Here is a 25723-nt window from a genome sequence, read left to right as displayed (position 1 = left end):
TGCGCGGCTTCGGTTCCGACGATAAAACGGGTTCCACGGATCATGGTCATGTCTGGTCCTCTTGTGCGTAGAAATAAAAAAAGGCGCCCTGGGGGCGCCTTGGTCGTTGGTGCACGAAACGGGATCAGTAAAGTCCCGATTCCCTGCTATGGACGTAACGAACCACGGCGCAACTGCATGCGACCGTGATGGTGGTAAAAGATGAACAGTACGTTACGGGATTCCATGGAGGGCATAGTCGCACATCGATTTAATTTTGGGAACACATCGCCACGCTCCCCTCAATGCCGCCACGATCCATGCGGCAACTCGACGTCCCGCTGCGCCGCCGCCAATCCTTCAACGATGCCCGCGCGATCCAGCGCAATGCAATAGACCGGCTTCGCACGCTCGAAGCGCCAACTGTCGGTGAGCGCACCGGCATCGACTGGATCGAAGCCGAACTGATCGAGAAGCCCGCGCACGACGTGCTTGGCCTGCTCGTCATCGCTCGCGAACGGCAATGCCCGGCGGTTCGGCGCATCGGCAGGCTTGCCGTCCGTTTCGAGGTCCCTCGCCAGAATCGCGTTGAAGGCCTTGACCACCTTCGCGCCAGGCAACGCGGCGGCCAGCATCTGACTGGTGGTCGTCGAGCGACTGTCGAGCGCCTCGATGTGGCCGTCGCGGTCGGGATAGTAGTTGCACGTGTCGATCACGATCTTGCCGTCGAGTGCCGCAACCGGCAGCGCGCCAATGTTGCTGAACGGCACGGTCACCACCACCACGTCGCCGAACTTCGCCGCCTCTTCAGCCGTGCCGAGCGCGCAGCCAAGCGCCGCGGCCGTACTGATCAAAGTTCGCGGATCACGGGAATTACTGATCATGACTTCGTGACCATGGATCTTCGCGACGGTCGCCATCGCGCGGCCGAGAAAGCCGGCGCCGAGAATGCCTATCTTCATGTTTCACACTCCATGTTTATCCGCGGAGCACTCGGTTGAGCGCCCGCCCATCGGTGAGAAGCACTATGATTCAAAACTTCAATCGGATAAACAGGCGTAGTTTGATGACTGTCGAAACCAGCAGTGGTGAATCATGGACCGCTTGACCAGCATGGCCGTGTTCGTGAAAACCGCCGACAGCGGCTCGTTCGCCGCGGCTGCGCTCGCCTTCGGCATCTCCGCGCAGATGGCCGGCAAGCATGTCAGTACGCTGGAGGAGCGCGTCGGCGCGCGTTTGCTTAACCGGACCACGCGCCGCCAGAGCCTCACGGAGATCGGCCAGATTTTCTACGAACGCTGCAAGGCACTGCTGGCGGATGCCGACGCGGCCGAATCGGTCGCGCAGGAGCTGTCTGCCTCGCCGCGCGGGCGTCTGCGCATCACCGCGCCAGTGACCTTCAGCACCTGCTGTCTCGCGCCGATGATCACGCGCTACCTGAAGGCCAATCCCGAGGTACGGGTCGAGTTGGCGCTGACCGACCGCTTCGTCGATCTGATCGACGAAGGCTATGAAGCCGCGATCCGTCTCGGCTCGCTGTCGGATTCGTCGTTGATCGCCCGACAGTTGATGCCGTACCGGCTGATTGCCTGCGCGTCGCCTGACTACCTGGCCGAGCGCGGCGAGCCGCAGACGCCGCAAGCGCTGGCGGAGCACGAGTGCCTGAGCTTCGTCTATACGAGCCTGCCGGTTCAAACCGAATGGCATTTCGCCGATGCCCAGGGCGAACACGTGGTGCCGATCTCAGGCCGCTTTCAGGCCAACGACGTGAAAGCGCTGCTGGCCGCGGCCCTCAATGGCGGCGGCGTGATCCTCGCGCCCGAAGTGGCGGTGAAGGACGAACTCGCCGCGGGCCGGCTGGTACGCCTGCTGAACGGCTACGAAGCACCCGCGCGACCCATGCATCTGGTGTTTCCGGCCAGCCGCGCCACCCCGAAATTGCGCGCGTTTATCGATCAGGTGGTGGCCGAATTCGGGCCGCACGCCGCGTGAAATGGGCAGCCGGGTACATCCGGAAGACGGCCTGCGCCACCCGCCAATCTCCACCCATTAGCCGCTAGAATTCCCGCCTTTGCCCGCGTCGAGCGCGCGACAAGGCAAAATACCGGTTTTGCGCGCGCAAAACGCGCCGCGAATCCGGATGAATCAGACCTCGGCGGCAGGCTTGCCGCCGACCCTCGCAATGACGCATGACGACGGCCCAGCACGCCAATCAGGCACGCCGGGCTCGTCGCTTGCGGCGCAGCCAGGACAGCTCGTCCTTTAACAGAGCCCCTCAGGAGCATTCATGACCGATTCGAACCCGTCTTTCCTCGGCAGGATTTCACTTGCCGTCAGTACGTTTTTCAGCATCCTCGGCGATGGCGAATTCGCCGCCGGGGTGCTGCGTCTGCGTAACGGCGACGCAGGTGGCGTCGCTGCCGCGAGCGCTGCACCCGCACCCACGCCCGCTCCTGCCGCGGCACCGGCTCCAGCCCCGCAACCGGCGCCCACGCTGAAAGAAGCGAGCCCGGACGCCGCACTCCAACTGCTTGGCCTGCTGCAACGCGACGCGCGCTTCATCGATTTCGTCGAAGAAGATATCAAGGCCTATAGCGACGCCGACATCGGCGCCGCCGCCCGCCTCGTGCACGACGGCTGCCGCACGACGCTGCGCGAGCATTTCACGATCCGTCCGGTGCGCGACGAAGCCGAAGGCAGCCGCGTGACGCTGGCCGAAGGTTTCGACGCCACCTCGATTCGCCTGACCGGCAATGTGGTCGGCAAGGCGCCGTTTAACGGCAGCATCAGCCACCGCGGCTGGCGTGTCGACGAAGTGCGTCTGCCGAAGCTGACCGACAGCCATAACGCCAAGGTAATCGCACCGGCCGAGGTGGAGCTATGAGCGACGCACGCTTTTCAATCGGTATCGATCTAGGCACCACGCACTGCGCGCTGTCCTACGTGGACACCACGGCCAGCGATGGTGAAAAGACCGCCCAAGGCGTGCTGCCGGTCGCTCAACTTACCGGTCCCGGCGCGATCGACAACCTCGATCTGCTGCCCTCGTTCCTCTACCTGCCGCATCCGGACGAACTCGCCTCCGGCGACCTGTACCTCCCGTGGACCGGCCAGCGCGAATTCGCAGTCGGCGAGTTCGCCCGCAGCCGCGGCGCGGCCACGCCGATTCGGCTCGTGTCGAGCGCCAAGAGCTGGCTGTGCCATCCCGGCGTCGATCGTCGCGCGGCGATTCTGCCGAACGACGCGCCGCCTGAAGTCGCTCGCGTGTCGCCGCTCGAAAGCTCGGTGCGCTATCTGACGCACCTGCGCGAAGCGTGGGATCACGCGCATCCGGACGCACCGTTCAGCCAGCAAGACATCACGGTAACGATCCCTGCATCGTTCGATCCGGCCGCACGCGAGTTGACCGCCGAAGCAGCGGAAGCCGCCGGTTACGGACGTATGACGTTGCTCGAAGAACCGCAAGCCGCGCTCTATAGCTGGATTCAGAAGAGCGGCGGCCAATGGCGCAAGCAGGTCAAGGTCGGCGACATCATTCTCGTGGTCGACGTGGGCGGCGGCACGACCGACCTCTCGCTGATCGCCGTGATCGAGCGCGAAGGCAATCTCGAACTGCATCGCGTCGCGGTCGGCGAACACATTCTGCTCGGCGGCGACAACATGGACCTCGCGCTTGCCCACGTGGTCGCGCGCAAACTTGCCGCGCAGGGTACCCAGGCCGACGCGTGGCAACTGCGCGCCCTCACCTATGCCTGCCGCTCGGCGAAGGAAACGCTGCTCAGCGATCCGTCGACCGATACCGTGCCGCTCGTCGTGCCGAGCCGCGGCTCGAAGCTGATCGGCGGCTCGATTCGCACCGAACTCACGCGCGCGGAGTTGACCCAAACGATCCTCGAAGGTTTCTTCCCGCAGGTGGATAGTGCAGCGCGTCCGGTCAGTCGTGCGCGTGCCGGTCTGACGCAACTCGGCCTGCCGTATGCGCAGGACGCGGGCATCACGCGGCATCTGGCGGCCTTCCTTGGCCGTCAGGTGGGTGCGTTGGCCGAACTCGAAGGCTTGCGCGATATCGTCACGACGGAAGGCGCGACTTTCCTGCACCCCACTGCAGTGCTCTTCAACGGCGGCGTGTTCAAGTCGCCGCTGCTGGTCGAGCGGATCATGGGCACGCTCAATGGCTGGCTCGGTGCCGAAGGTGCGCCGCAGGCACGCCTGCTCGAAGGCGCGGATCTCGATCTCGCCGTCGCGCGCGGCGCGGCTTATTACGGCTATGTACGGCGCGGCCAGGGCGTGCGTATTCGTGGCGGCACCGCACGCGCGTACTACATCGCCATCGAATCGGCGATGCCCGCCGTCCCCGGTCTCGAGCCGCCGGTGCAGGCGCTGTGCGTCGCGCCGTTCGGCATGGAGGAAGGTACGGACGCCGAACTGCCGGCGCAGGAGTTCGGCCTGGTCGTCGGCGAGCCGGTGCACTTCCGTTTCTTCGGATCGTCGGTGCGTCGTCAGGATCAGGTCGGCACGCTGCTCGACTTCTGGGGGCCCGAGGAGTTGCAGGAACTGGAGGAAATCCAGGCGACGCTGCCGTCCGCCGGCCGCACCGCTGGTGAAGTCGTGCCGGTGAAGCTGCGTGCGCGCGTGACGGAAGCCGGCACGCTCGAACTCGAAGCCGTGCCGCGCGGCACCGACGAACGCTGGAAGGTCGAGTTCGACGTGCGCGGCAACGCCAATGCATGACTGAAGTGAAGCTGAAGCGCTACAGCGTCGGCATTGATCTCGGCACCAGTAACACGGTGCTGGCCTATGCTGCGGCAGGCTCGCAGGAGATTCGCGTCTTCGAGATCGATCAGTTGGTGAGTCTCGGCGAAGTCTCCTCACGGCCGCTGCTGCCTTCGGTGCGGTATCACGCGGCGCCGGGCGAGCTGAGTGCGGGCGATTTGCAGTTGCCGTGGAGCGCGCCTGACGGTTCGATCGATAAAGCTGTCGAAAATCAGCAGGATCCGCCAGTAGTAATCGGGAGGCTCGCGCGTGCGCTCGGCGGCCAGGTGCCGGGACGGCTGGTGGCGAGTGCGAAAAGCTGGCTGTCGCACGCGTCGGTGGACCGGGTCGCGCCGATCCTGCCGTGGGGCGCCGCGGACGATGTCCGCAAGGTCTCGCCGGTCGAAGCCAGCGCGAGCTATCTGGCGCACGTGCGGGCGGCCTGGAATCAACGCTTTCCCGACGCGCCACTCGAAGCGCAAGACATCGTGCTGACGGTGCCCGCTTCTTTCGACGAAGGCGCACGAGCGCTGACGGTGGAAGCAGCGCGGATGGCGGGCCTGCCCACATTAAGGCTGCTCGAAGAACCGCAGGCCGCGTTCTACGACTGGCTGTTTCATCATCGCGAAAGCCTTGCGACCGAACTGGCGGACACGCGACTCGTACTGATCTGCGACGTGGGCGGCGGCACCACCGACCTCACGCTGATTGAAGTCCGCATGCGTGACGGCGAGCCGGAGCTCACGCGTATCGGTGTGGGCAACCATCTGATGCTCGGCGGCGACAACATGGATCTCGCGCTCGCGCATCGCGTCGAGGCGCGTTTGCCTCAAGCGGGCAACGAGCGCACGCGTCTATCGGCGGCGAGCCTCTCGCAACTGGTCGAGCGTTGCCGCGGCGCGAAGGAACAACTGCTCGGCCCAGACGCGCCGGAGTCGGCTTCGATCACGCTGCTCGGCGCAGGCTCGAAGCTGATCGGCGGCGCGCGCACGGCGCAGGTCACGCGCGAGGAAGTCGAGCAGATCATCGTCGACGGATTCTTTCCGGCGGTGGCATCGAACGAACGGCCGGGCAGGCCGCGCGGCGCGATTGTCGAGTTCGGCCTGCCCTATGCCACCGATGCGGCGGTCACGCGTCATATCGCGGCGTTTCTGAATCGCTTCGCGGCGCAGTCGCGTAAGGCGCTGGGTTCGGCTACTGATTCCTCCGCGCTTCCCTCCGGTGCGGGCGAAGCTCAGGACGAGCCGTTGCCGGTGCCCGACACGCTGTTACTGAACGGCGGCGTGTTCCGCGCTGAAGCACTCGCGCAACGCCTGTCCAGCACTTTGGGCACGTGGCGCGGCGAACCGCTCAACGTTCTGCACAACGACAATCCCGACGTCGCCGTGGCGCGCGGCGCGGTCGCTTATGCCCTCGCGCGCGCTGGCCAGGCGCCGAAAATCGGTGGCGGCTCGGCACGCAGTTACTTCCTCGTTCTCGACGAAACCGGCAATGACGAACGAGACGCCGAACCGGCGCAACGCGGCATCTGCCTGCTGCCGCGCGGCACCGAAGAAGGCCACGAAATCCGGATCGAAGACCGAACATTCGCGCTGCGCCTCGGGCACCCTGTGCGTTTTCACCTGGCCTCTTCAAGCGCGGATACGATCTATCAACCAGGCGAGATGGCCGACCTTGCACAAGGCGATTTCGTTCGGCTGCCACCTATTGCGACGATCGTGCAACAGCGCGGCGCGAGCACGACGCGCGGCGAAACCGCGGTACAGATCGCAACCTCTCTCACGGAAGTGGGCACGCTCGAAGTCCACTGCATCGAGCTCGACAATCCGGCGCAGCGCTGGCTGTTCGAATTCCAGTTGCGCCGCGAAGATGCTCAGGTGAACCTGGCGGCGGATGCGTCACAAGCCCGGCACCCCGCGCTCGACCAGGCGATCGACCATATCGACCGCTGCTTCGGCACACGCGCGCAAAACGTCGACCCGAAAGAAATCAAACGCCTGCGCTCGCAACTCGAACAACTGCTCGGCCCGCGCGAAGGTTGGAACAGCGCGCTGCTGCGTGAACTGTTCGGCGCGCTGTGGGAGCGTGCGCGGCGCCGGCGGCGCTCGGCGGACCACGAACGCTTGTGGCTGAATCTCGCAGGCTATTGCGTGCGGCCCGGCTTCGGCTATCCGCTCGACGAATGGCGTGTGGAGCAACTCTGGTCGCTCTTCGACGACGGCATCCAGTACGTCAACGAAAGCCAGGTGTGGTCGGAATGGTGGACGCTATGGCGCCGCGCGGCGGGCGGGCTCGACGAAAGCGCGCAACTACGCGTGCTCGACGCGATGGCCTATCTGCAAACGGCCGCGCAATCGCGTCACAAACTGCCCTTCGACGTGTCGAAAACCGGCTTCACCGACATGGTCAGGCTAAGCGCGTCGCTCGAACGCATTCCGGTCGAACGCAAGATCGAGCTCGGCGAATCCGTGCTCACGCGCTTGAAGAAACCCGCGGAAAATCATCAGAGCTGGTGGGCGGTCGGGCGCATCGGTGCGCGGCGGCCGTTCTATGGCAGCGCGCATAGCGTCGTGCCGCCGGACATCGCGGCGCTTTGGCTGAACACGATCCTCGCGCTCGACTGGAAGAAGGTCGACCCCGCAGCGTTCGCCGCCGTGCAGATCGCCCGCATGACCGGCGACCGCTCGCGCGACCTGCCCGAAGACTTGCGCCATACCGTGGTGCGCAAACTCGAAGCGGCCAATGCGCCGCGCGCGTGGATCACGATGGTCGGCGAGACCGTGGAACTCGATGACGCCGACGAAGGCCGGGTGTTCGGAGAATCGCTGCCTGCGGGGCTGAAGCTGATAACTGCAACGCCATGAGCGAGCGCCAGGGTGCGGGCACTGCGCGAAGGTCAGTTGACGAACTGCAGTGCCCCACCGGGTCCGGCCACGACGTGACGGCACCAGTCCACAGGACCGCCTTCTTTGGTGGACCAGTCTTCGGTCAGGCAGTAGCGGCCGTCATTGGAAATCGACCAGTGTCCGGATGTCTTCTGCACGCCCTGCTTGCCGCCCGGCCGGGGCATGCGTGTGATCGTGGCGCTGCCGTCTTCGTTATTGGTCCAGTTCCTGACTCGTCCGCTGTCGTTCGTGCGCTCCATCGTCGAGCCTGGCACCGCCTTCGCCAGTGCTTCTTTGGTCATGGGCGTCTGGTCATCGGCCATTGAAATCGCCGACACCAGGATGAGAACCAGCAATGTCGATCTGCCAAACGCGTTCATAGGCCGCCTCCGCTTGCACCGGTTAGCGACGCCGTCCGGCTAAACCGGCCGGGTCGTCTGTGTGGACTGCAGTGCATTATCGCGCCGCTATGATCCGACGGGAACCGCACCGTCGTCAGCGAGCTTCCGTATAGACCCGTCCCCGCGCGAGGCGGCCTGCCCTAGGCCATCGTCACCAGATTCCTGCCGTCGTGTTTCGAGCGATACAGCGCCCGGTCCGCGCTCGCGAAGCCCTCGCGATGTGCCAGCCGCGCCCCCTCGGTCATGCGCGTCAACGAGGCGCCGACGCTCACCGTCACCATGCCGAGCGGCGAGGCGCGATGTTCGATCGCCAGGTCTTCGACGCCCTGCCGCAGCGCTTCGAGCGTGTCTTCAAGCGTCACCGGCTCCGCTCGCAGCACCAGCAGGCCGAACTCCTCGCCCCCCATGCGCCCGGCGATGATGCGCTCGCCGTCGGACGCCGACTGCATCACCGAAGCCACCTTGCGCAAACAATGGTCGCCCGCCTGGTGGCCGTAGGTGTCGTTGTACTGTTTGAACCAGTCGACGTCGACCACCACTGAGCCCATCACTTCGCCCTCACGTGCGTCTTTCCATTTGCGCGCGATGCTTTCCAGCAGGAAGCGGCGGTTGTACAACTGGGTGAGCGGATCGATCGCGGTGGCCGTGCGCATTTTCAGATCGTTTTCGATCATCGCGCGCAGGTGGTAAAACACGCCGCGTTGCGACGCATCGAGACCGCCGGGTGCGGGGTCCATCGCGCACAGCGCGCCGACGATCTCGCCGTTCGGCGCGCGCAGTGCAATCGCCGCGTAAAAGCGCACGAAGGGATGGCGCTGCACCAGCATGCATTCACCGAAACGGGTGTCATCGTGGGCATCCTCGATGACGAACAGCTCCGCGTCGCGCACCGCGTAGTCGGCCAGCGAACGAGCGCGGGTCACGAGCGGCATCGCCATGCCGACTTCGGCCCGGTAGTGCTGATGCTCCTCGTCGAGCAACGTGATCGCGGTGATCGCCGCGCCGGTTACGCTCTTCAGGATTTCCGCCGCGTGCGTGAAGCATTCGCGCATCACCTGATCGTCATGCAACAACCACTCGATGACCGACGATTCCACCTCGGGTTCGCCGGCGGCGGACGGATCAACCAACATCCTGCTGGACAGACGATCGTTACTGTAAGCGAGTTGCACGGCTGGGTTCCCGGAAGTGACTAGCTCGTGTCAACGGCATCTGCATTCGAAACTTGAGCGGTAGGAAGCTGATTCATTCAGCAGACAATTGCAACCTGCAATCGTGTAATCCGGATGTTCTGCGGTGCAGCCGAACGCCTTTGTGCCTCGCATTCGCTTAAGGCCGCTCGCCTCGCGCCAACCGCGCATCGATGTCACGCACCACCGGCATCAGATCCGCCACGCTATCGATCACATAGTGCGCCCCGGCGGCCTGCAACTTCTGGATCGCCACCTTGCGCCGCCATGCAAATTCATCCGGCGCCAGCGCCTTGACGTCGTCCTCAGCCATACCGAAGGCATTGCCGCTGACGGCAACACCCACCGCCCACGTGCCGCCGTTGATCCCTTCCTCGATACCGACCTCGGTGTCGTCGACCTTGATCGCATCCTTCGCACGCCACACACCCAATTCCGGCAGCGTCTTGTAGATCATGTACGGCGACGGACGCCCTTCCGGCGTGTCACCCGTACACACGATGCTATCCGGCGAAAAACCCTGGGCCGCCGCGCCCGGCACGATCTCGGCCATGATTTCGCGCGTATAGCCGGTGGTCGTGCCGATCCGGATGTCGTCGCTACGCAGCGCGCTCGTCACTTCCGCCACGCCCGGAATCACCGAACTGTAGCTCGCGGCCACCGCGATATTCTTCGGCACGAAGACGTCGTACACCGCGTCGATGTCCGCTTCGCCCGGCTTGTGGCCGTACTTGTCGGCCCATGCTTGCGACACGCGCGGCAAGGCCATCAGCGCCGCGATATGCGGACGCTTGGCCATGCCCATCGGGCCGCGTGCTTCGTCGATCGTGATCGACACGCCGAACTGCTCGAACGTCTCGACAAACGCGCCCATCGGGGCCAACGAACCATAATCGACCACCGTGCCGGCCCAGTCGAAAATCACTGCTTTTACGTGTTTCATTTACTTCGGTTCTCTGGAGGTTGTAAGGCTCGCGCGACGTGCCGCGCGTTTGTATTCCGCACCCAAGCCGCGCTGATCAAGCCGCTTCGGCCAAGGTCTTGCGCTCTTCGAGCGCCGCCGCAGGCGGCGCGGCATGCGCGACGCCCATCGCTTGCAGCGACTGCGCGCAGGCCCGCACCACGCGGTGCATCACGCGCTCATCCACCTGACCGATGCAACCGATGCGGAAGCTGTCCACCACCGTCAGCTTGCCCGGATAGATGATGAAACCCTGCTTCTTCATCAATTCATAGAAGTGCTCGAATTTGAACGACGGATGCGCCGGCGCAAAAAACGTCACGATGATCGGCGAGCGCCAACGCGCGTTCAGCAGCGGCTCGAAGCCGAGTTCCTGCATGCCCGCGACCAGCACGTCGCGATTGTTCGCGTAACGCGCGAGACGCCCGGCCTGGCCGCCTTCGAGCTTGTGCAGACGCAATGCTTCGATAAACGCGGCGACGGTATGCGTCGGCGGCGTGAAGCGCCATTGGCCGGTGCGGTTCATCACGTCCCACTGGTCGTACACATCGAGCGAGAGCGAATGGCTGCGGCCCTTGGCCTCCTGCAATGCACTCTTGCGACCGATCACGAACCCGAAACCGGGCACGCCCTCGATGCACTTGTTCGCCGACGACACGAAGGCCTCGCACGGAATCTGACGCACATCGAGCGGCACCGCGCCGAATGCGCTCATCGAGTCGATCAGCAGCTTGCGGCCTTTTTTTGCGGTTGCAGCGGCGATTTCTTCGATCGGGTTGAGAATCCCTGAGCTCGTTTCACAATGCACCGCGACCACGTGCGTGATGCGCGGATCGGCGTCCAGCATGCTTTCGACTTCGGCGCCGCGCGGCGGCAGATAGTCGCCCTTGTCGAGCACCGTGCGGGCACGGCCGAGATAGCCGAGGGTGGTTGCGATGCGCTTGCCGTAGGCGCCGTTGGCCAGTACCAATGCATGGCCGTCGCGCGGAATCAGGCTGCCGAGCATGGCTTCGACGCAATAGCTGCCGCTGCCCTGAAGCGGCACGCAGTCGTACTCGCCGTCGCTGTCTCCGGCAATGTCCAGCAAGCTGCGGCGCAGTTGAGCGGTCATTGCGCGGAAGTCGCCGTCCCACGAGCCCCAGTCGCGCAGCATCGCTTCCTTGGTCGAGAGCGCCGTGGTCAGCGGTCCCGGCGTCAACAGATACGGCTCGCCCTGGGCCGGTGCGGCACACATCACGGTTGAAGGCAGTGCGGACACTGTCGGGGAGCTGTCGATCGCGCTTTCCATGGTCGGAATCTCCGATATCGCTGTTGCAGTCATGACACGGTACAGAAAGGCTGTCCATCGGTAAAATCGATATAATCGATGCAGGTATCGTAAAAACTTATCTCTCGGTGAGGCAGACGTGCAATACGCGCAATTGCGGGCCTTTCATGCGGTCGCGGAACACGGCGGGTTTTCCAAAGCGGCGCAGGCGCTGTCGCTCACGCAGCCGGCGGTGTCGGATCACGTGAAGCGGCTCGAGCAGGATTACGGCGTCAAATTGTTCGAGCGCGGCCCGCGCGGCGTCGAAACCACCGAACTCGGCCTGCGTCTCTTCACCGTGACGCGGCAGATGCTTAGCTGCGAGCGCGACGCGCGGCAACTGCTCGAATCCGCGGGTGGGCTCGAGTCCGGCTCGCTCTCGCTGGTGGCGGACGCGCCCGATCTGGCCGTCGCGCTGATTGGCGCCTTTCGCAAGCTGCATCCGGGGATCGTCGTAACGCTCTCGATCGCCAATGCCGCGGATTGCATGCAGCGCGTGTTGTCGAGCGCGGTCGACGCCGCCATTACCGCCGCCCCGCAGGTGCACAGCCGGCTCGAGTCACGCGTGCTGCGGCGCGATCCGCTGGTGGCCATGGTGCCGGTGAGCTATCCCGTGGCGAAGAAACGCAAGCTGAGCTACGCGGAACTCGTGCAACAGCCGATGATTTTTCGCGAGCGGCAATCGGTCACTCAGCAATTGCTGGAAATCGAACTGGTGCGCGAGTCGTTGCAGGTCGAACCGGTGATGTACGTGGACGGGCGTGAAGCGCTGGAGGAAGCGGTCGCGCAAGGCATGGGGGTGGGCGTGATCGCGCGCGCCGAATTCAATGAATCGCGGCGGATCAGGATGATTCCGCTTCAGGATTGTCAGGTGCAGATGATCGAATCGCTCACGCGGCTTGCTGAAAGGCCGGGGTCGAATCTGTTGGACGCGTTGTTTGCGGTGGAGCTGACAAGCACCGCTACTGTGGCGGCGCAATAAAACAATAAGCCGCCGGGCAACGATTGCCCGGCGGCGTTTTCATGCAGTCCTGGCGCAGGGGGCGCGTGTCGAGGCGGTGCATGGCATCGCCATACGAACCCACCACTACACGCTGCTCGCCAATCCTTTTACCGCGAACCGCCGCTGGCGATCAGGCTTTCGCCGGTCATCCAGCGCGAGTCCTCGGAGGCAAGGAACACGGTGACGTCGGCGATATCGTCAGGCTGACCGATACGGCCAAGCGGTGTTGTGCTGACCGCCCAGGCCTCGAAGTCCGAGCCGATGAAGCCGGCGGTATGCGTGCCTTCCGTTTCAACCATGCCGGGATTCACAGAGTTGACGCGAATCTTGCGCGGGCCGAGTTCGCGTGCGAGCACGCCGGTGATGGCGTCCACCGCGCCCTTGGTGGCGGTATAGACCGAGCTGCCCGGCGGCGTGATGCGGCTGACGACCGAGCTGACGTTCACGATGCTGCCGCCTTCGCCCAGATGCTTCACCGCCGCTTGCGTGACCAGGAGCAGGCCCAGCACGTTCACGTCGAAGTGCTTGTGGAAGTGCGCTTCGGTGATGTCTTCGATCGGCGCCATCTCATACACGCCGGAATTGTTGACGAGAATGTCGAGGCGGCCATAGGTTTCGACTGCCGCATCGATGATGCCTTTCGCGTCCGCTGCCTTGGAAACATCGCCGCCAACGGCCACTGCTTTGCCGCCCGCTGCGGTGATTGCGGCGACCACGTCGTCTGCGCCGGCCTTGCTGGACGCATAGTTCACCACCACCGATGCGCCTTGCGCCGCCAATGCTTTCGCAATCGCTGCACCGATACCTTTCGATGCGCCCGTTACAACCGCAACCTTACCTGTGAGTTTGCTCATGATCGTTTCCTTTGGATGGAGTTCGCGCCGGCGTCGCTGTCGCGAAGATTCGCGGGATGGACGCCGATGAAGCGGGACATGCAGTGGCGCTGTCACTGGACACAATGTAGGCACACTGGCCGCATGGATAAAGCGGCTGGAAACGAATAGATACGTCGGATGAGCCGAACAATCGGAAAGACGTTGGGGGCGGAACGCACGAGGGAAGGTCAAACAAAGGCGCGGCGGGCACCGACGCGGACATCGACGCGACACCCGCCTGACTTCATCGCTTGGACACAAACCCGCCGAAAAACGACTGCGCGTTCGCATCGAGCGTTTCGATGTGATACCCGCCTTCCTGCACGATCAACGTCGGCAGTTTCAGCGCACCGAGTTGGCCGCCGAGTTGGCCGAAGCCCTCGGTGGTCACCGCCACCATCGATTGCGGATCGTCCTTGTAGATGTCGAAGCCCAGTGCAACGACCAGCACATCCGGTTGAAAACGGGCGAGAACGCGCAGCGCCGCGTCGACTTGCTCGAAGAACACGGCTTCCGTTGAACCATGCGGCATCGGCAGATTGACGTTATAGCCCTCGCCTTTCTCCGCGCCGCGCTCGTCTTCAAAACCGGCTACCACGGGATAGAAATTCGTCGGATCGCCGTGGATCGACACGTACAACACGTCGTCACGACTGTAGAAAATCTCCTGAATGCCCTGGCCGTGATGCATGTCGGTATCGAGAATCGCGACGCGCCCGTACTTCTGCCGCAGCGCCTGCGCTGCAACCGCCGCATTGTTCAGATAGCAGAAACCGCCGGCCGCTTCGGCACGCGCGTGATGGCCCGGCGGGCGGCATAACGCGTACGCTTCACCCGCACCGTCGAGAATCGCCTGCGCGCCGGCCAGCGCGCTCTGCGCCGACCAGTAAGCGGATTCGTAGGTATCCGCGCCGACCGGACAACTACCATCGGCGAGATAGCGTGCCGCTTGCGCAAGCACGCCGCGCAATGGATTGTTCTCGCGGATATACACGTTCGACATCACTTCGTCGCCCCACTCCGCGGGGATCTTTTTCCATTCGCGGTGCGCTTCTTCGAGGAAGCGCAGATAGTTCATCCCATGCACCGCGGCGAGCGGCGCAGCACCGAAATCCGCCGGTTCCTGCACGTCGAAGCCGAGCTTCTTCACGGCTTCCACGAGGCGCAACGCACGTTCAGGCACTTCCTGCGGCGTGCGCATCTGCCCACGCGACAGATAGCTGCGCGGATGATGCTTCAACTGCGCCGGATGAAAAAACGTCTGCATATTCCAGTTCCTTTGCTTCAGGCGTAGGCCGGTACGGCCATCATCGCACGCGCCGGGAACGTCCTTGATTTCATTTGATTCAGCTTGCAGGCAGTGCTTCGGGGGCATCCACACGACGGTGTTTCAGCGCATCCAGTGCGACGATGCACGACAACGAGATGCCGGCGAGGCACGTGTAAAACACGGCAAGCGGCCACCATTGCCCGGTAAATTTGTGCGCGAGCCATGTCCCCGCCAGCGGCGTCAAACCACCCGCAATCGCGCCGCACACCTGATACGACAGCGAGATCGCCGAATAACGCACCCGCACCGGAAACACGCCGCTGACAAAGCCCGCGATCACCGAATAGAAACTCGCCATGCACACCACGGCAAGCGCGATGCCGACAATCATCGATAGCCGGCTGCCGCTTTCCACGAGCGTGAACATCGGATAGGGCGAGAGCATCGCGGCGAATGCGGCCAACTTGAGGAAGCGCGCACCGCCGATCTTTTCAGCAAGCCATGCGGCGAGCGGTTGCGACAGAAACTGGATGATTGCGACCGCGAACAGGCAATCGAGAATCAGCGATTTCGACACGCCGATGTTTTGCGTGGTGTACGAAATCATGAAAGTGTTGGTGAAGTACACGCCCGCAATGCCGATCGTATTCGCGCCGATGCACAGCGCAACGAGCGCGCCGGAGGAACGGAACACTTCGGCAATCGGCAACTCGACGGTACGCTTCGCTGCTTTCTCGCGCTGGAATTCCGGGGACTCGTTCACACCGATGCGGATGAAGATGCCGACCGCGAGCAGCACCGCGCTCGCCAGAAACGGCAGACGCCAGCCATACGCGATGAAATCGTCGTGCGGCATCGACGTGACCGCGCGAAATGCGATCAGCGAGAGAATCAGCCCGGCCGGGCTACCCAGTTGAGCGAACGAAGCGAAGAACGTGCGCCGCCCTTTCGGCGCATGTTCGCCGGCCATCAGCACGGCGCCGCCCCACTCGCCACCCACCGCCACGCCTTGCACCACCCGCAGCAACACCAGCAGCACCGGCGCGAGCACGCCCACCTTCGTATAAGCCGGCAGCAAGCCGACGCACACGGTAGCGACGCCCATCATCATCAGCGTGGTCATCAACGCCTTCTTGCGGCCGATACGATCGCCCAGGTGGCCGAAGATCACGCCGCCCAGCGGCCGCGCGAAGAAGCCAGCCGCGAAGGTCGCAAACGACGCCATCGTGCTGACAAACGGGTCATGTGAGGGGAAGTACAACTCGCCGAACACCAGCGCGGCGGCCGTGGCGTAGATGTAGAAGTCATACCACTCGATCATCGTGCCGATGAAAGCGGCGCTGGCCGCTCGCACGGGCTGACGGGTGGCTTGGGGTGAAGCGTTCATGGCGGCTCCTCTGTCGCGATGCCTGATATCAGGCCATCTTGTGAGGTGTTTTATCGCCAGCCATAAAATATTAGTCAAATTTCGGTTTATTATCCCGGCTATAAATCTGGCTAATGTCGAAGGTGATTCCATGACTCAGTTGCGCGCGGACGTCACGCGTTTTTTGAATGACCGGCTCGACTGGAACCTGCTGCGCACTTTCCTCGTGATCATGCAGGAGCGCAGCGTCAGCCGTGCCGCGGCCCGTTTGCATCTGACGCAACCCGCGGTCAGCCAGGCGCTCAAACGGCTTGAAGACACGCTCGGGCGCAATCTGATCCAGCGCCGCGGCCCGCACTTCGAACCGACCCGCGCCGGCGAGGAGGTGTACCGCATCGCCAGCGATATTTACGGCCACATGTCGCGGCTGGAAACCGAACTCGACGACCGCAGCGACGACATCACCGGGTCGATCCGGCTCCTGTCGGTGAGCCGGATCGACTCCGGCGTCTACGACGAATTCCTCGCGGAATTCCACAAGACCTATCCGCGCGTGGATTTGCAGATCGAAGTGATGCGCTCGTCGGACATCATCTCGTCACTGCTGCAAAAAACGGCCACAGCCGGGCTCGGCTTGTGCCGCACCCCCGTCGACAAACTCGAACAGCGCTGCTTTCTGCGGCAACGGTATGCGCTTTTCTGCGGGCGGCATCATCGGCTGTTCGGGCGGCATGCATTGTCGATCGATCAATTGCTGGCGGAAAACTTCGTGTCGTTCACCAGCGACCAGATCGGCGACAGCCTCTCGCCGCTCACCGTGTTTCGCGATCAGCGCGGCTTTACCGGACGCATCGTGGCTGCCTCGCCAAGCCTCGACGAAGTGCGGCGGCTGATCTTCGCGGGCTATGGCATCGGTTGTCTGCCCGAGCACATCGTGCGCGACGATCTCGCGCAGCAGCGGCTGTGGCGTCTGCCACCCGAAGAGGGTCTGGTCGACGTCGACATCGATCTGCTGTGGCTGCGCGCACGCAAGATGAACGCCGCAGAGCAGGCGTTTCTCGACGGAATGGAGCGCACGATGCAACGTTACGCGCTACCTGAGCGGCTTGCGCCGCGCTGACCGAAGATGAACCAGGCGGTTCACCGATTTCCGCATTTGCGGATAAACGCGATCTGCGCGACCACACTTGCCAGCACAGCTAACGCGCCCAGCGTATCCAGAATAGTCGACCACACAATCCAGCCCTCCTGCTTCACGTTCGCCACTTCCTGATCAAACGAATACGCGCGCCAGTAACTGAATCGACCGGATGCAAGGCGATCTCGGCGCCGGCATCTGGCAGGTGTCGAAGGATGACGAAGGCGCGGGGCTGACACCCTATTATCAATGTGACTTATTTAATAACCAATTTTTAATCGATTTGCCTGATTGTTGGCGGCTTCTTATCCTTGACGCACAACCGGCCGCCGCGCATTGCATGCGGCGTCCGCTCTGCCCCTCTCTGTCCTTTGGCCAGCAAGATCATGGAAAGAACCACCTTCAGCGTACGCGTCGACAGCGTGCGTGACGAAGCGCACGGCGTGCGCTCGTTCAGCGTATCGCGTCTGGACGGACAACCGTTCGACCGCTACGAGCCCGGCGCCCATATCGACGTCACCGTGCCCTCGGGCATCACGCGGCAGTATTCCTTGTGCGGTGACCCGGATCATCGTGAAGCGCACCTGTTTGCCGTCAAGCGTGAAGACGCGTCGCGCGGCGGCTCGCGCTCGCTGCATGACGACGTGACTGTCGGTTGCGAATTGACGATCGGTGCGCCGCGCAATCTGTTCCAGCTTGCGTCCGGCGCGAGCGAGCACATTCTGATTGCGGCCGGCATTGGCGTCACGCCGCTGTTGAGCATGGCCTATCGCCTGCTCAAGCAGAACGAGCGCTTCTTGTTGCATTATTTCGCACGCAGCGCGGAGCATGCGGCGTTCTTACCGTTGCTGTCGCGCGCACCGTTCAGTGATTTCGTGCGGCCTCATTTCGGCGTCGAAAAAGAACAGCTCGATGCAGTGCTGGCCGACTGCGTGGCAAGTGCGCGCGAGGGTTCGCACATTTATACCTGCGGCCCGGGGCCCTTCATGGAGCGCGTGGTGACGATCGGCGAACAGCGCGTGGCTGCCGAGGCGATTCACCTTGAACGCTTCGCCGCCGAGCCCGCTTCGGCGGCTAGCAGCGAATCAAACGCGCTCGATGCATTCGATGTACAGATCGCCAGCAGCGGCGCTACGGTTCATGTCGATAAAAATACGACGATCGTCGCAGCGTTGGCGTCGATCGGTATCGAAGTCGATACCTCATGCGGCGAAGGCGTATGCGGGACCTGTATGGTCGATGTGGTGAGCGGCACGCCCGAGCATCGCGACCATTGCCTGAGCAAAGCTGAAAGGGCAAGCGGCAAAGTGATCTGCTGCTGCGTCTCGCGCGCCACGTCACCGCTGCTGGTGCTCGATCTTTAAGGTTTTTTAGTGCCGGCCAGGTGCTGCATTCGCAGCACCTTCTTCCTTCCGTCTTTACCGGTCGTCGTCGCGAATCGACGATGCGTGCCGGCACAGTGCGCGCACTTCGACATCCATATACGGAAACAGCGGTAACTGGCTCAGCACGTCATGCAGTTGCGCGGGGCTTTCCACATCGAACACGCTGATGTTTGCGTAGCGCCCAGCGATGCGCCACAAGTGCCGCCATACACCCTCTTCCTGTAGCTTCTGCGACATGGCTTTCTCATCTGATTTCAAGCGCGCGGCGCGCTCGGCGTCCATATCGAGCGGCAGGTTGACGGTCATCTCAACGTGAAACAGCATGTTGGCTCTCCTTTTCTGATCGGTAATGAAAAACCCCGACTACGCGGAATACTCCGTCGCGCAGCCAGGGTCGATAGATTCATGCGGTATGCGTATGCGTTTTCAGGCGTCGGCGCGTTAGAGCGCCACAGCCACAGCCTCAGGCTTCAGCACGCAGCCGTTCCACTTCGGCGCCCGGCAGGTTGTCGCGCTCCTTGAACAGCGTGAAGTCGAAGTCGATCAGCGCAAACTGGCCTTCCACGCCATAAGGCTTGCCTTCCGCGCCCTCGGCCTGCTTGACCGCCGGAACGAGGCCGTCGCGCGTGGCGAACGCAAAGTCGTCCCACAGATACGGATCGCCGTCGATGTTGATCTGCGTGGTCAGCTTGCGGCAGCCCGGCGCCGACACGAAGAAGTGGATATGCGCCGGACGATGCCCATGACGGCCCAACTGATCGAGCAACAGTTGCGTCTGCCCTTGCGGCGGCACCGAGTAACCGACCGGCACCACACTGCGGAAGCTGTACTTGCCTTCGGCATCCGTGCGAATCGAGCGGCGCAGATTGAAAGCCGGCTGCGACTTGTCGAAGTACGAGTAGTTGCCGAGATGATTCGCGTGCCACACTTCAACCAGCGCATTGGCGAGCGGTTTGCCGTCTTCGGCAAACACGCGGCCACGCATCACCAGCGTCTGACCGGGATCGGTGCCGTCATCGAGCCGAGCATGCCCGTCGGACACCGGTGCGCCCGCCACATACAGCGGTCCTTCGATGGTGCGCGGCGTGCCGCCTTCGATACCCGCCTTGGCTTCCGCTTCGTCCATACGCAGATCGAGAAAATGCTCGAAGCCGAGGCCCGCGGCCAACAGGCCGAGCTCACCGCTCTTGCCCGCGTCGCCGAGATAATTCAGCGCGGTCCAGAACTCGGCCGGCTGCACGTCGAGGTCTTCGATCGTATAGAACAGATCCTGGACGATGCGGTTGACGATCTGCTTCGTGCGCGGATTGCCTTCGCTGGTGGCACTGTCGTTGATTTTCTGCAGCAGTGCGTCGATAGCTTGCTTGTTCATGGGGTATCTCCTTCGTTTAATGTTCTCGGCGGTTAGCGGATGAACCGTCAGTTCGTGGTAACGCTTGCGCCTTTGCGCGTATCGCGCCGCAAGCGGTCGATCTTGTCCCAGTCGAGCGTGATGCCGAGGCCGGGCCCTTGTGGAAGGTGCAACGCAAAGTTTTCGTAGCGCAGCGGCTCGGTGAGAATCTCTTCGGTCAGCAGCAACGGCCCAAAGAGTTCAGTGCCCCACTTCAGTTCGCCGAAGGTGCTGAAGAGTTGCGCCGAGGCAATCGTGCCCACCGCGCCTTCGAGCATCGTGCCGCCATACAGGTCGATGTTCGCGGCGAGCGCAATCGCCGCCACCTGCGCGGCGCCAGTCAGGCCGCCCGATTGCGCGATCTTGATGGCGAAGACGTCGGCCGCACGCGCGCTGGCGATGGCGAATGCGTCCGCCGGGCCGTGCAACGCTTCGTCCGCCATGATCGGCACCTGAGCAAGATCCGTCAGACGTTTAAGGCCAGCGCGATTCTCCGCGGCAATCGGCTGCTCGATCAGCGCAACACCTGCATCGGCGAAGCGCTTGCCGGCCCAGATCGCTTCGGATTCGGTCCATGCCTGGTTCACGTCGACACGCACTTCGCCGCGGCCTTCCAGCGCTTTCTGAATCGCCACGACGTGCGCGACGTCGTCGGCAAGCGCACGCGAACCGATCTTCAGCTTGAACACACGATGCCGCTTCGTTTCGAAAACACGCTCGGCTTCGTCGATATCGCGGGTCGTGTCGCCACTTGCGAGGGTCCACGCCACGTCCACCGAATCGCGTACTCGGCCGCCGAACAACTCCGACAGAGGCACGCCGAGACGCTGCGCCTGGGCATCGAACAAAGCGGTTTCAACTGCGGATTTCGCAAAGCGGTTGCCCTGAAACAGCGCGCGCAACTTCGCCATCGCCGCGCCTGGACGGGTTGCGTCCATGCCTGTGAGCAGCGGCGCGAAGTACGTATCGATGTTGACCTTGATACTTTCCGGGCTTTCCTCGCCGTATGCGAGGCCGCCGATGGTGGTGCCCTCGCCCACGCCAACCATACCGTCGGCGCAACGGATGCGCACCAGCACGAGCGTCTGGCAATTCATCGTTGCAACCGAAAGCCGGTGCGGACGAATCGTCGGTACGTCGACGAGAATCGTCTCCACGCTCTCGATCTTCACGGGTGTTGCTATCATTCGTTGCTCTCCTGAACTGCTTTCATGAGAGCCCCATAGTAGAAACAACCCGCGAAGCAGTCCAACACCGATTCCGACTACTTCCATACCTTAGGGGTATGCATGGAACTTCGCCAACTCCGCTATTTCATTGCGGTCGCCGAAGAAATGAACATCACGCGGGCCGCCAATCGCCTGCATATGACGCAGCCGCCGCTTAGCCGCCAGATCCAGCAGATCGAGGAAAGCGTTGGCCTCGCGCTGTTCGAGCGTGGCTCGCGGCCGCTGCGGCTGACCGAAGCCGGCCGCATTTTCTATGCGCAGGCCAAGCGTCTGGTCGACGATGCCGACGAACTCGCCCCGCTTACGCGGCGCCTCGCGCAACTGGCCGAGCGCATCGTGATCGGCTTCGTGCCGTCCACGCTCTATGGCGCGCTGCCGGCGGTGATCCGCGCATTTCGTGAGGCGGCGCCGCACATCGAGTTGTCGTTGATCGAAATGTTCACGATCGAGCAACTCGGCGCCCTCAAAGGCGGCCGTATCGACGTGGGTTTTGGCCGCTTGCGTTTCGACGATGCACAACTGGCGCGCGAAGTGCTCGTCGAAGAACGGATGATTGCCGCGTTGCCGCAAAACCATCCGCTCGCACGCCAGAAGAAGCCGCTGACGCTGGCCGCGCTCGCCGAGGAAACGCTGATTGTTTATCCGAGCACGCCGCGGCCGAGCTATGCGGACCAACAGCTATCGGCGATGCACGACCATGCGTTGGAGCCGAAAGCGGTCCATGAAGTGAGGGAGTTGCAAACCGCACTGGGGCTGGTTGCGGCGCAGGTCGGCGTGTGTCTCGTGCCGGAAAGCGTCGAGGGTTTGCGCGCACATGGCGTGGTGTACCGGCCGGTTCCGGCGGCCAATATCTCGTCGCCGATCATCATGAGCCGACGCTTGCAGGATGAATCGCCGACAACCACGTTGCTGTGTTCGCTGGCCCGGGAGTTGTTCAAGCGGGGTTGAAGGCGCGGAAGGTGGCTTGAAGCGGGCTCTAAGCGCCTCCTAATCCGCCGGCCGGCTCCGCGCCCGGGTAGCCGGCCACCCATTTGACTACTCGTGCCCGACGAATTCATCGGCGAGCTTTTCGGCGATTAAATCCATCACCACGCGTATAGCCGCATTCCGTCGCATATCGGTGTGAGCCACGAGATAGATGTCACGCGACAGCCTTTCTTCCGTGTCCAGAGCCAGCACGCCCTTGTCGGCCCCGGCGAAAAAACGCGGCAATACTGCGATGCCCAAACCCATGCGCACCGCGGCGAGCTGGCTCGTCAGATCATTGCTCCTGAACCGGATCCTTCGGCCGTCGGCAAAGCGGTAAAGCCACTCCTGTTCGGGCACATGATCGAGCGACGAGTCGTAAGCAATGAATTGCCACTCTTCGCTAGGCAGTTCGGTATAGCCCGGTGCCGCATACAGCCGATACGCCATCCTGCCGACTCTACGCGCGACATTGGTCATTTCGGTCGGTCTGGACAGGCGGACTGCGATGTCCGCCTCCTGGCGACCAAGCGAAATGAAGGACTGGTTGCCTAGCAGAACCAGATCGAGTTCGGGATGCCGCAAGCCCAGCTCTGTAATGCGCAACGCGAGGAAGGTGCTCGCGAGGGAAGGCGGCGCACTCACCGTTACCTTCGCGCGTGCTGTCGTTTTTCGCGCCCTCACTCCCCTTTCCAGCGCATGGGCCTGTGCCAGCATGCCTTCAGCCGCGCTAGCCACTTCGCCGCCCGCCTCCGTCAACTGCCACCGTCGCGCAAGCCGGTCTACCAGTCTTTCGCCCAACGCATGCTCGAGCGCCGCGATGTGCCGCGCGACGGTAGCGTGGTCCACCTTCATCGTCCGTGCCGCGCCGGACAACGTCCCGGCCTCCGCCAGGGCTATGAAATGCCTCATGTCATTCCAGTCGAACATCGGTGCAAATTCTCACAAGCAAGGTGAAATCTTGCCGGATTCCCGGCCGCCGGTCCCGCTGATACATTTTGCATCGCAGTGACGATTCCCCGACACACACAATTGAAGGTGGTTCAAATGAAGATCCATGACATTGAAGGTTTCCCTAACCCGGCTCGCATTCGCATCGTGCTGGCGGAGAAGCGAATGGAATCGCTGGTGGAGTTTGTTCGCGTGAATCTCTACGATGCAGAGCATCAAAAAGGTCCATTCCGGGAAAAGAATCCGACATCGACGGTTCCCGTTCTTGAACTCGACGACGGCACGTTCATTGGTGAATGTGTTGCGATCGCGGAGTATCTCGACAACCTCGACGGAAACCCGATCCTCACCGGACGCACACCCCGCGAGAAAGCGGTGATCCACATGATGCAACGGCGCGCTGACCATCAACTGATCGACGGCATAGGCGTGTTTTTCCACCACTCGACGCCGGGCCTTGGCAAAGCCAATGAGGCCTTCAAAAGTGCCGACTGGGCCTTCCGCAAACAATGGGGCGACAAACACGGGGAACGGGCGATAGCAGGAATGAAATACTTCGACGGTGTTCTGCAGACTCAACCCTACGTCGCGGGCGACCAGTTCTCCGTCGCTGACATAACGGTGTGGGCAGCGTTGATGCATGGGGACTACGCAGGACTGACAGTCCCGGCCGATCACACCGCGTTGCTGGAATGGCGAGCCAGGATCAACGACCGTCCCAGTGTCAAAAACCGAAGCGGCCAGAACCTCAATGCCGAAGACCTACCGCATCTGGAGCCTCTGCTTGCCTATCTGAACAGCAAGGCCGCCACGTCGTCTGCGAGCTAACTCAGTGATTGTCTGCCTGCCGACAATCCCCCGCACTCGCGACGAGTATCCATGCCCTTTTTGTTTTGAGAATCCAACATGCCGCAACGCAAGTACCTGATCACCGGCGCCACCGGCAAAACTGGCGTCCACACGATTCGCCATCTTCTCAATGACGGACACCTGGTTCGCGCCCTCGTGCGTCAGGAAGACGAACGTAGTGCATTGCTCCGGAGCGAGGGCGCAGACGTCGTCGTTGGCAATCTTCTCGAGCATGACGACGTGATACGCGCGATGGACGGCGTAACGGGCGCTTACCTGTGCTATCCCGTCCATCCAAGCTATATCCAGGCCACCGCGTATTCCGCGGACGCTGCGCAGCGCGCGGGCGTCGAAGTTGTCGTGGAAATGTCGCAAATTTCCGCCCGGGAAGATTCGAAGAGCCACGCCGCGCGCGACCATTGGATCGCAGAACGTGTGCTCGACTGGTCGAATGTACCGACCGTCCACATTCGCCCGACGTTCTTCGCCGAATGGCTGATTTTTCCATGGGTGCGCGATCCTATCGTGCAAGAAGGCAAGATCACGCTGCCCTATGGTACAGGGCGCCACGCGCCGATCGCAGCCGAGGATCAGGCTCGCCTGATCGCCTCCGTCCTCGCACAACCGTCCAGCCATATCGGAAAGACCTATCCGCTGTTCGGACCCGTCGAACTGGGCCAGCAAGAGATTGCCGATGAAGTCGGCAAGGTTCTGGGTCGCAAGATAGCCTATCGCCCGTCAACCATCGAGCAATATCGCGAGCATCTGGAGAAATACGATCTGCCGGAATTTTTAATCCAGCACTTCCTCGCGATCGCCGTCGACTACCAGAACGGAATTTTCTCCGGCGTAGATGGCGTTATCGGCGAGATCACCGGGCGAGCCCCCCAAACCGTCGGCGACTTTGTGAGAACCCATCGTCGAGCGTTCGAGCAGTAAATTCTTGCCAATGTGTTCTGTTCGCCTGGTCGAAGTGTCGCTATTTGACCGTTTGCTTTTTGGCGACTACCAATGCAATGCCGCCAAGGATTGCGGCCGAACTGCCCAGCAAGCGCAGCGTCAATGGTTCGCCGAGCAACACTATCCCGCCCATTGCCGCGATGACCGGCACACTCAATTGCACGGTGGCAGCGGTAGCCGCTTTCAGTCCCCTTAGGGCCGCGTACCAGATGACATAGCCAACGCCAGAGGTCAATGCTCCGGAGAGCATGGCATACACGATTCCGGATCGTTCTAATGAGAGGTGCGCAAGTGTGAGCAGACTAACCGCTGCCGCAAACGGCACGGCTCGCAGGAAGTTCCCTGCGGTAGTCGTTGTCGGATCGCAAGAACGCCTGCCTCGCAACGAATAAATGCCCCACGCGACGCCCGCCCCCAGCATCAAAAGAGAAGGTTGCAGAGGTGGCGCCGAGATTCCGCGCAGAACGAGACCGATCAGACCGCTAAGTGCCAACAACAGTCCCGCCCACTGCCGTACGCGCAGGTGCTCCCCCGTCCAAAGGCCGTGTCCGATCATCGTAGCCTGCACAGAGCCGAAAAGAAGCAACGCGCCTGTCCCGGCCGGAAGGCCGACGTATGCAAATGAAAACCCGGATGCATAGGCAAAAAGTGCAAGTGCCGAATACCAGTTGCCAGCGATACCCCGCGGACTACCACGTGCTCGCAGCATCAACCAGAGCGTGAGAGCGGCGGACACCACCCGCACCAACGTGAATGTTGCTGCATCGACCCCCGCGCCTTTCAGCGCCAGACGGCAAAGCAATGAATTCCCTGCAAAGGCGAACATTGCGAGGGTGGTAAGCAAGGCGATTCGCGTACGCGGCATGG

Annotated in this window: 23 protein-coding genes; 10 read left to right on the top strand and 13 right to left on the bottom strand. The window is 62.6% G+C overall.

What is annotated here, in order from left to right:
* Positions 1 to 281: 281 nt before the first annotated feature.
* Positions 282 to 941, bottom strand: a complete 660-nt coding sequence (locus FSO04_RS16925; protein WP_154560774.1) for an NADPH-dependent F420 reductase — start codon at positions 939 to 941, stop codon at positions 282 to 284.
* A 133-nt stretch (positions 942 to 1074) separates the two neighbouring features.
* On the opposite strand from FSO04_RS16925, the gene FSO04_RS16920 reads away from it, so the two are divergent.
* The 4 genes from FSO04_RS16920 (at position 1075) to FSO04_RS16905 (ending at position 7595) form a co-directional block, all read left to right on the top strand.
* A complete protein-coding gene (locus FSO04_RS16920; protein WP_154560773.1) occupies positions 1075 to 1971 on the top strand; it encodes a LysR family transcriptional regulator in 897 nt (298 codons plus the stop codon).
* Between the two features lie 295 nt (positions 1972 to 2266).
* Positions 2267 to 2863 carry a DUF2760 domain-containing protein gene (locus FSO04_RS16915; RefSeq protein WP_154560772.1) on the top strand — a complete coding sequence of 199 codons (597 nt, stop codon included), beginning with the start codon at positions 2267 to 2269 and terminating at the stop codon, positions 2861 to 2863.
* Positions 2860 to 4710: an Hsp70 family protein gene (locus tag FSO04_RS16910; RefSeq protein WP_154560771.1), complete on the top strand. Its 1851-nt coding sequence runs from the start codon at positions 2860 to 2862 to the stop codon at positions 4708 to 4710. Before FSO04_RS16915 ends, FSO04_RS16910 begins: the two co-directional genes overlap by 4 nt.
* Positions 4707 to 7595: an Hsp70 family protein gene (locus FSO04_RS16905; protein WP_174825292.1), complete on the top strand. Its 2889-nt coding sequence runs from the start codon at positions 4707 to 4709 to the stop codon at positions 7593 to 7595. Before FSO04_RS16910 ends, FSO04_RS16905 begins: the two co-directional genes overlap by 4 nt.
* A gap of 32 nt (positions 7596 to 7627) precedes the next feature.
* Here the strand turns inward: FSO04_RS16905 and FSO04_RS16900 are convergent, their stop codons facing one another.
* From FSO04_RS16900 to FSO04_RS16885, 4 genes are all read right to left on the bottom strand, one after another.
* Complete coding sequence (locus FSO04_RS16900; RefSeq protein ID WP_154560770.1) at positions 7628 to 7996, bottom strand: DUF995 domain-containing protein; 369 nt, start codon at positions 7994 to 7996, stop codon at positions 7628 to 7630.
* A 161-nt stretch (positions 7997 to 8157) separates the two neighbouring features.
* Entirely contained in the window at positions 8158 to 9189 is a 1032-nt protein-coding gene (locus FSO04_RS16895; RefSeq protein WP_233464876.1) for a diguanylate cyclase, read from the bottom strand.
* 157 nt (positions 9190 to 9346) lie between these two features.
* The gene (gene phnX, locus FSO04_RS16890; protein WP_154560769.1) at positions 9347 to 10150 is read right to left on the bottom strand and encodes a phosphonoacetaldehyde hydrolase; all 804 of its coding nucleotides are present in this window, start codon (positions 10148 to 10150) and stop codon (positions 9347 to 9349) included.
* Between the two features lie 76 nt (positions 10151 to 10226).
* Positions 10227 to 11456 carry a 2-aminoethylphosphonate--pyruvate transaminase gene (locus FSO04_RS16885; RefSeq protein ID WP_154560768.1) on the bottom strand — a complete coding sequence of 410 codons (1230 nt, stop codon included), beginning with the start codon at positions 11454 to 11456 and terminating at the stop codon, positions 10227 to 10229.
* A 118-nt stretch (positions 11457 to 11574) separates the two neighbouring features.
* Here FSO04_RS16885 and FSO04_RS16880 point away from each other — a divergent pair, with 118 nt between their 5' ends.
* Complete coding sequence (locus FSO04_RS16880; protein WP_168435713.1) at positions 11575 to 12456, top strand: LysR substrate-binding domain-containing protein; 882 nt, start codon at positions 11575 to 11577, stop codon at positions 12454 to 12456.
* 128 nt (positions 12457 to 12584) lie between these two features.
* On the opposite strand, the gene FSO04_RS16875 is transcribed toward FSO04_RS16880, so the two are convergent.
* The 3 genes from FSO04_RS16875 to FSO04_RS16865 form a co-directional block, all read right to left on the bottom strand.
* The gene (locus FSO04_RS16875) at positions 12585 to 13331 is read right to left on the bottom strand and encodes a glucose 1-dehydrogenase (RefSeq protein ID WP_154560767.1); all 747 of its coding nucleotides are present in this window, start codon (positions 13329 to 13331) and stop codon (positions 12585 to 12587) included.
* A gap of 265 nt (positions 13332 to 13596) precedes the next feature.
* Complete coding sequence (locus FSO04_RS16870; RefSeq protein ID WP_154560766.1) at positions 13597 to 14619, bottom strand: histone deacetylase family protein; 1023 nt, start codon at positions 14617 to 14619, stop codon at positions 13597 to 13599.
* Positions 14620 to 14698: 79 nt separating this feature from the next.
* The gene (locus FSO04_RS16865) at positions 14699 to 16009 is read right to left on the bottom strand and encodes an MFS transporter (protein WP_154560765.1); all 1311 of its coding nucleotides are present in this window, start codon (positions 16007 to 16009) and stop codon (positions 14699 to 14701) included.
* A gap of 139 nt (positions 16010 to 16148) precedes the next feature.
* Here FSO04_RS16865 and FSO04_RS16860 point away from each other — a divergent pair, with 139 nt between their 5' ends.
* Complete coding sequence (locus FSO04_RS16860) at positions 16149 to 17108, top strand: LysR family transcriptional regulator (protein ID WP_054041525.1); 960 nt, start codon at positions 16149 to 16151, stop codon at positions 17106 to 17108.
* A 404-nt stretch (positions 17109 to 17512) separates the two neighbouring features.
* Positions 17513 to 18490 carry a PDR/VanB family oxidoreductase gene (locus tag FSO04_RS16855; RefSeq protein ID WP_154560764.1) on the top strand — a complete coding sequence of 326 codons (978 nt, stop codon included), beginning with the start codon at positions 17513 to 17515 and terminating at the stop codon, positions 18488 to 18490.
* 54 nt (positions 18491 to 18544) lie between these two features.
* Here FSO04_RS16855 and catC read toward each other — a convergent pair whose 3' ends face one another.
* The 3 genes from catC to catB2 all read right to left on the bottom strand — a co-directional run bounded on the left by catC (position 18545) and on the right by catB2 (position 21088).
* On the bottom strand, positions 18545 to 18835 hold the full coding sequence (catC, locus tag FSO04_RS16850; RefSeq protein WP_154560763.1) for a muconolactone Delta-isomerase: 291 nt from the start codon (positions 18833 to 18835) through the stop codon (positions 18545 to 18547).
* Positions 18836 to 18974: 139 nt separating this feature from the next.
* Positions 18975 to 19883, bottom strand: a complete 909-nt coding sequence (gene catA / locus FSO04_RS16845; protein WP_154560762.1) for a catechol 1,2-dioxygenase — start codon at positions 19881 to 19883, stop codon at positions 18975 to 18977.
* Positions 19884 to 19930: 47 nt separating this feature from the next.
* Entirely contained in the window at positions 19931 to 21088 is a 1158-nt protein-coding gene (catB2, locus tag FSO04_RS16840) for a muconate cycloisomerase CatB2 (RefSeq protein WP_154560761.1), read from the bottom strand.
* A gap of 102 nt (positions 21089 to 21190) precedes the next feature.
* Between catB2 and FSO04_RS16835 the strand changes: the two genes are divergently transcribed.
* A complete protein-coding gene (locus FSO04_RS16835) occupies positions 21191 to 22078 on the top strand; it encodes a LysR family transcriptional regulator (protein WP_154560760.1) in 888 nt (295 codons plus the stop codon).
* Positions 22079 to 22165: 87 nt separating this feature from the next.
* Here FSO04_RS16835 and FSO04_RS16830 read toward each other — a convergent pair whose 3' ends face one another.
* Positions 22166 to 23008 (bottom strand): LysR family transcriptional regulator, encoded by an 843-nt coding sequence (locus FSO04_RS16830; protein ID WP_166618196.1) that lies wholly within the window; start codon positions 23006 to 23008, stop codon positions 22166 to 22168.
* 135 nt (positions 23009 to 23143) lie between these two features.
* Here FSO04_RS16830 and FSO04_RS16825 point away from each other — a divergent pair, with 135 nt between their 5' ends.
* Both FSO04_RS16825 and FSO04_RS16820 read left to right on the top strand, forming a co-directional pair.
* Positions 23144 to 23875 carry a glutathione S-transferase gene (locus tag FSO04_RS16825; RefSeq protein ID WP_154560758.1) on the top strand — a complete coding sequence of 244 codons (732 nt, stop codon included), beginning with the start codon at positions 23144 to 23146 and terminating at the stop codon, positions 23873 to 23875.
* Positions 23876 to 23953: 78 nt separating this feature from the next.
* The gene (locus tag FSO04_RS16820) at positions 23954 to 24835 is read left to right on the top strand and encodes an NAD(P)H-binding protein (RefSeq protein WP_154560757.1); all 882 of its coding nucleotides are present in this window, start codon (positions 23954 to 23956) and stop codon (positions 24833 to 24835) included.
* A 40-nt stretch (positions 24836 to 24875) separates the two neighbouring features.
* On the opposite strand, the gene FSO04_RS16815 is transcribed toward FSO04_RS16820, so the two are convergent.
* Positions 24876 to 25721 (bottom strand): DMT family transporter, encoded by an 846-nt coding sequence (locus FSO04_RS16815; RefSeq protein WP_154560756.1) that lies wholly within the window; start codon positions 25719 to 25721, stop codon positions 24876 to 24878.
* Between the last annotated feature and the right edge of the window lie 2 nt (positions 25722 to 25723).

Source organism: Paraburkholderia madseniana, from assembly GCF_009690905.1.
Lineage (GTDB): Bacteria > Pseudomonadota > Gammaproteobacteria > Burkholderiales > Burkholderiaceae > Paraburkholderia > Paraburkholderia madseniana.
The sequence above is the reverse complement of the archived record's forward strand: the minus strand, read 5'-3'. Positions and strand labels throughout refer to the sequence as shown.

Bases quoted from the DNA above. Each gene is read 5' to 3' on its own strand.
- FSO04_RS16925 (WP_154560774.1), bottom strand. From the start codon at position 941: ATGAAGATAGGCATTCTCGGCGCCGGCTTTCTCGGCCGCGCGATGGCG.
- FSO04_RS16920 (WP_154560773.1), top strand. From the start codon at position 1,075: ATGGACCGCTTGACCAGCATGGCCGTGTTCGTGAAAACCGCCGACAGC.
- FSO04_RS16915 (WP_154560772.1), top strand. From the start codon at position 2,267: ATGACCGATTCGAACCCGTCTTTCCTCGGCAGGATTTCACTTGCCGTC.
- FSO04_RS16910 (WP_154560771.1), top strand. From the start codon at position 2,860: ATGAGCGACGCACGCTTTTCAATCGGTATCGATCTAGGCACCACGCAC.
- FSO04_RS16905 (WP_174825292.1), top strand. From the start codon at position 4,707: ATGACTGAAGTGAAGCTGAAGCGCTACAGCGTCGGCATTGATCTCGGC.
- FSO04_RS16900 (WP_154560770.1), bottom strand. From the start codon at position 7,996: ATGAACGCGTTTGGCAGATCGACATTGCTGGTTCTCATCCTGGTGTCG.
- phnX (WP_154560769.1), bottom strand. From the start codon at position 10,150: ATGAAACACGTAAAAGCAGTGATTTTCGACTGGGCCGGCACGGTGGTC.
- FSO04_RS16885 (WP_154560768.1), bottom strand. From the start codon at position 11,456: ATGGAAAGCGCGATCGACAGCTCCCCGACAGTGTCCGCACTGCCTTCA.
- FSO04_RS16875 (WP_154560767.1), bottom strand. From the start codon at position 13,331: ATGAGCAAACTCACAGGTAAGGTTGCGGTTGTAACGGGCGCATCGAAA.
- FSO04_RS16870 (WP_154560766.1), bottom strand. From the start codon at position 14,619: ATGCAGACGTTTTTTCATCCGGCGCAGTTGAAGCATCATCCGCGCAGC.
- FSO04_RS16865 (WP_154560765.1), bottom strand. From the start codon at position 16,009: ATGAACGCTTCACCCCAAGCCACCCGTCAGCCCGTGCGAGCGGCCAGC.
- FSO04_RS16855 (WP_154560764.1), top strand. From the start codon at position 17,513: ATGGAAAGAACCACCTTCAGCGTACGCGTCGACAGCGTGCGTGACGAA.
- catC (WP_154560763.1), bottom strand. From the start codon at position 18,835: ATGCTGTTTCACGTTGAGATGACCGTCAACCTGCCGCTCGATATGGAC.
- catA (WP_154560762.1), bottom strand. From the start codon at position 19,883: ATGAACAAGCAAGCTATCGACGCACTGCTGCAGAAAATCAACGACAGT.
- catB2 (WP_154560761.1), bottom strand. From the start codon at position 21,088: ATGATAGCAACACCCGTGAAGATCGAGAGCGTGGAGACGATTCTCGTC.
- FSO04_RS16835 (WP_154560760.1), top strand. From the start codon at position 21,191: ATGGAACTTCGCCAACTCCGCTATTTCATTGCGGTCGCCGAAGAAATG.
- FSO04_RS16830 (WP_166618196.1), bottom strand. From the start codon at position 23,008: ATGAGGCATTTCATAGCCCTGGCGGAGGCCGGGACGTTGTCCGGCGCG.
- FSO04_RS16825 (WP_154560758.1), top strand. From the start codon at position 23,144: ATGAAGATCCATGACATTGAAGGTTTCCCTAACCCGGCTCGCATTCGC.
- FSO04_RS16820 (WP_154560757.1), top strand. From the start codon at position 23,954: ATGCCGCAACGCAAGTACCTGATCACCGGCGCCACCGGCAAAACTGGC.
- FSO04_RS16815 (WP_154560756.1), bottom strand. From the start codon at position 25,721: ATGCCGCGTACGCGAATCGCCTTGCTTACCACCCTCGCAATGTTCGCC.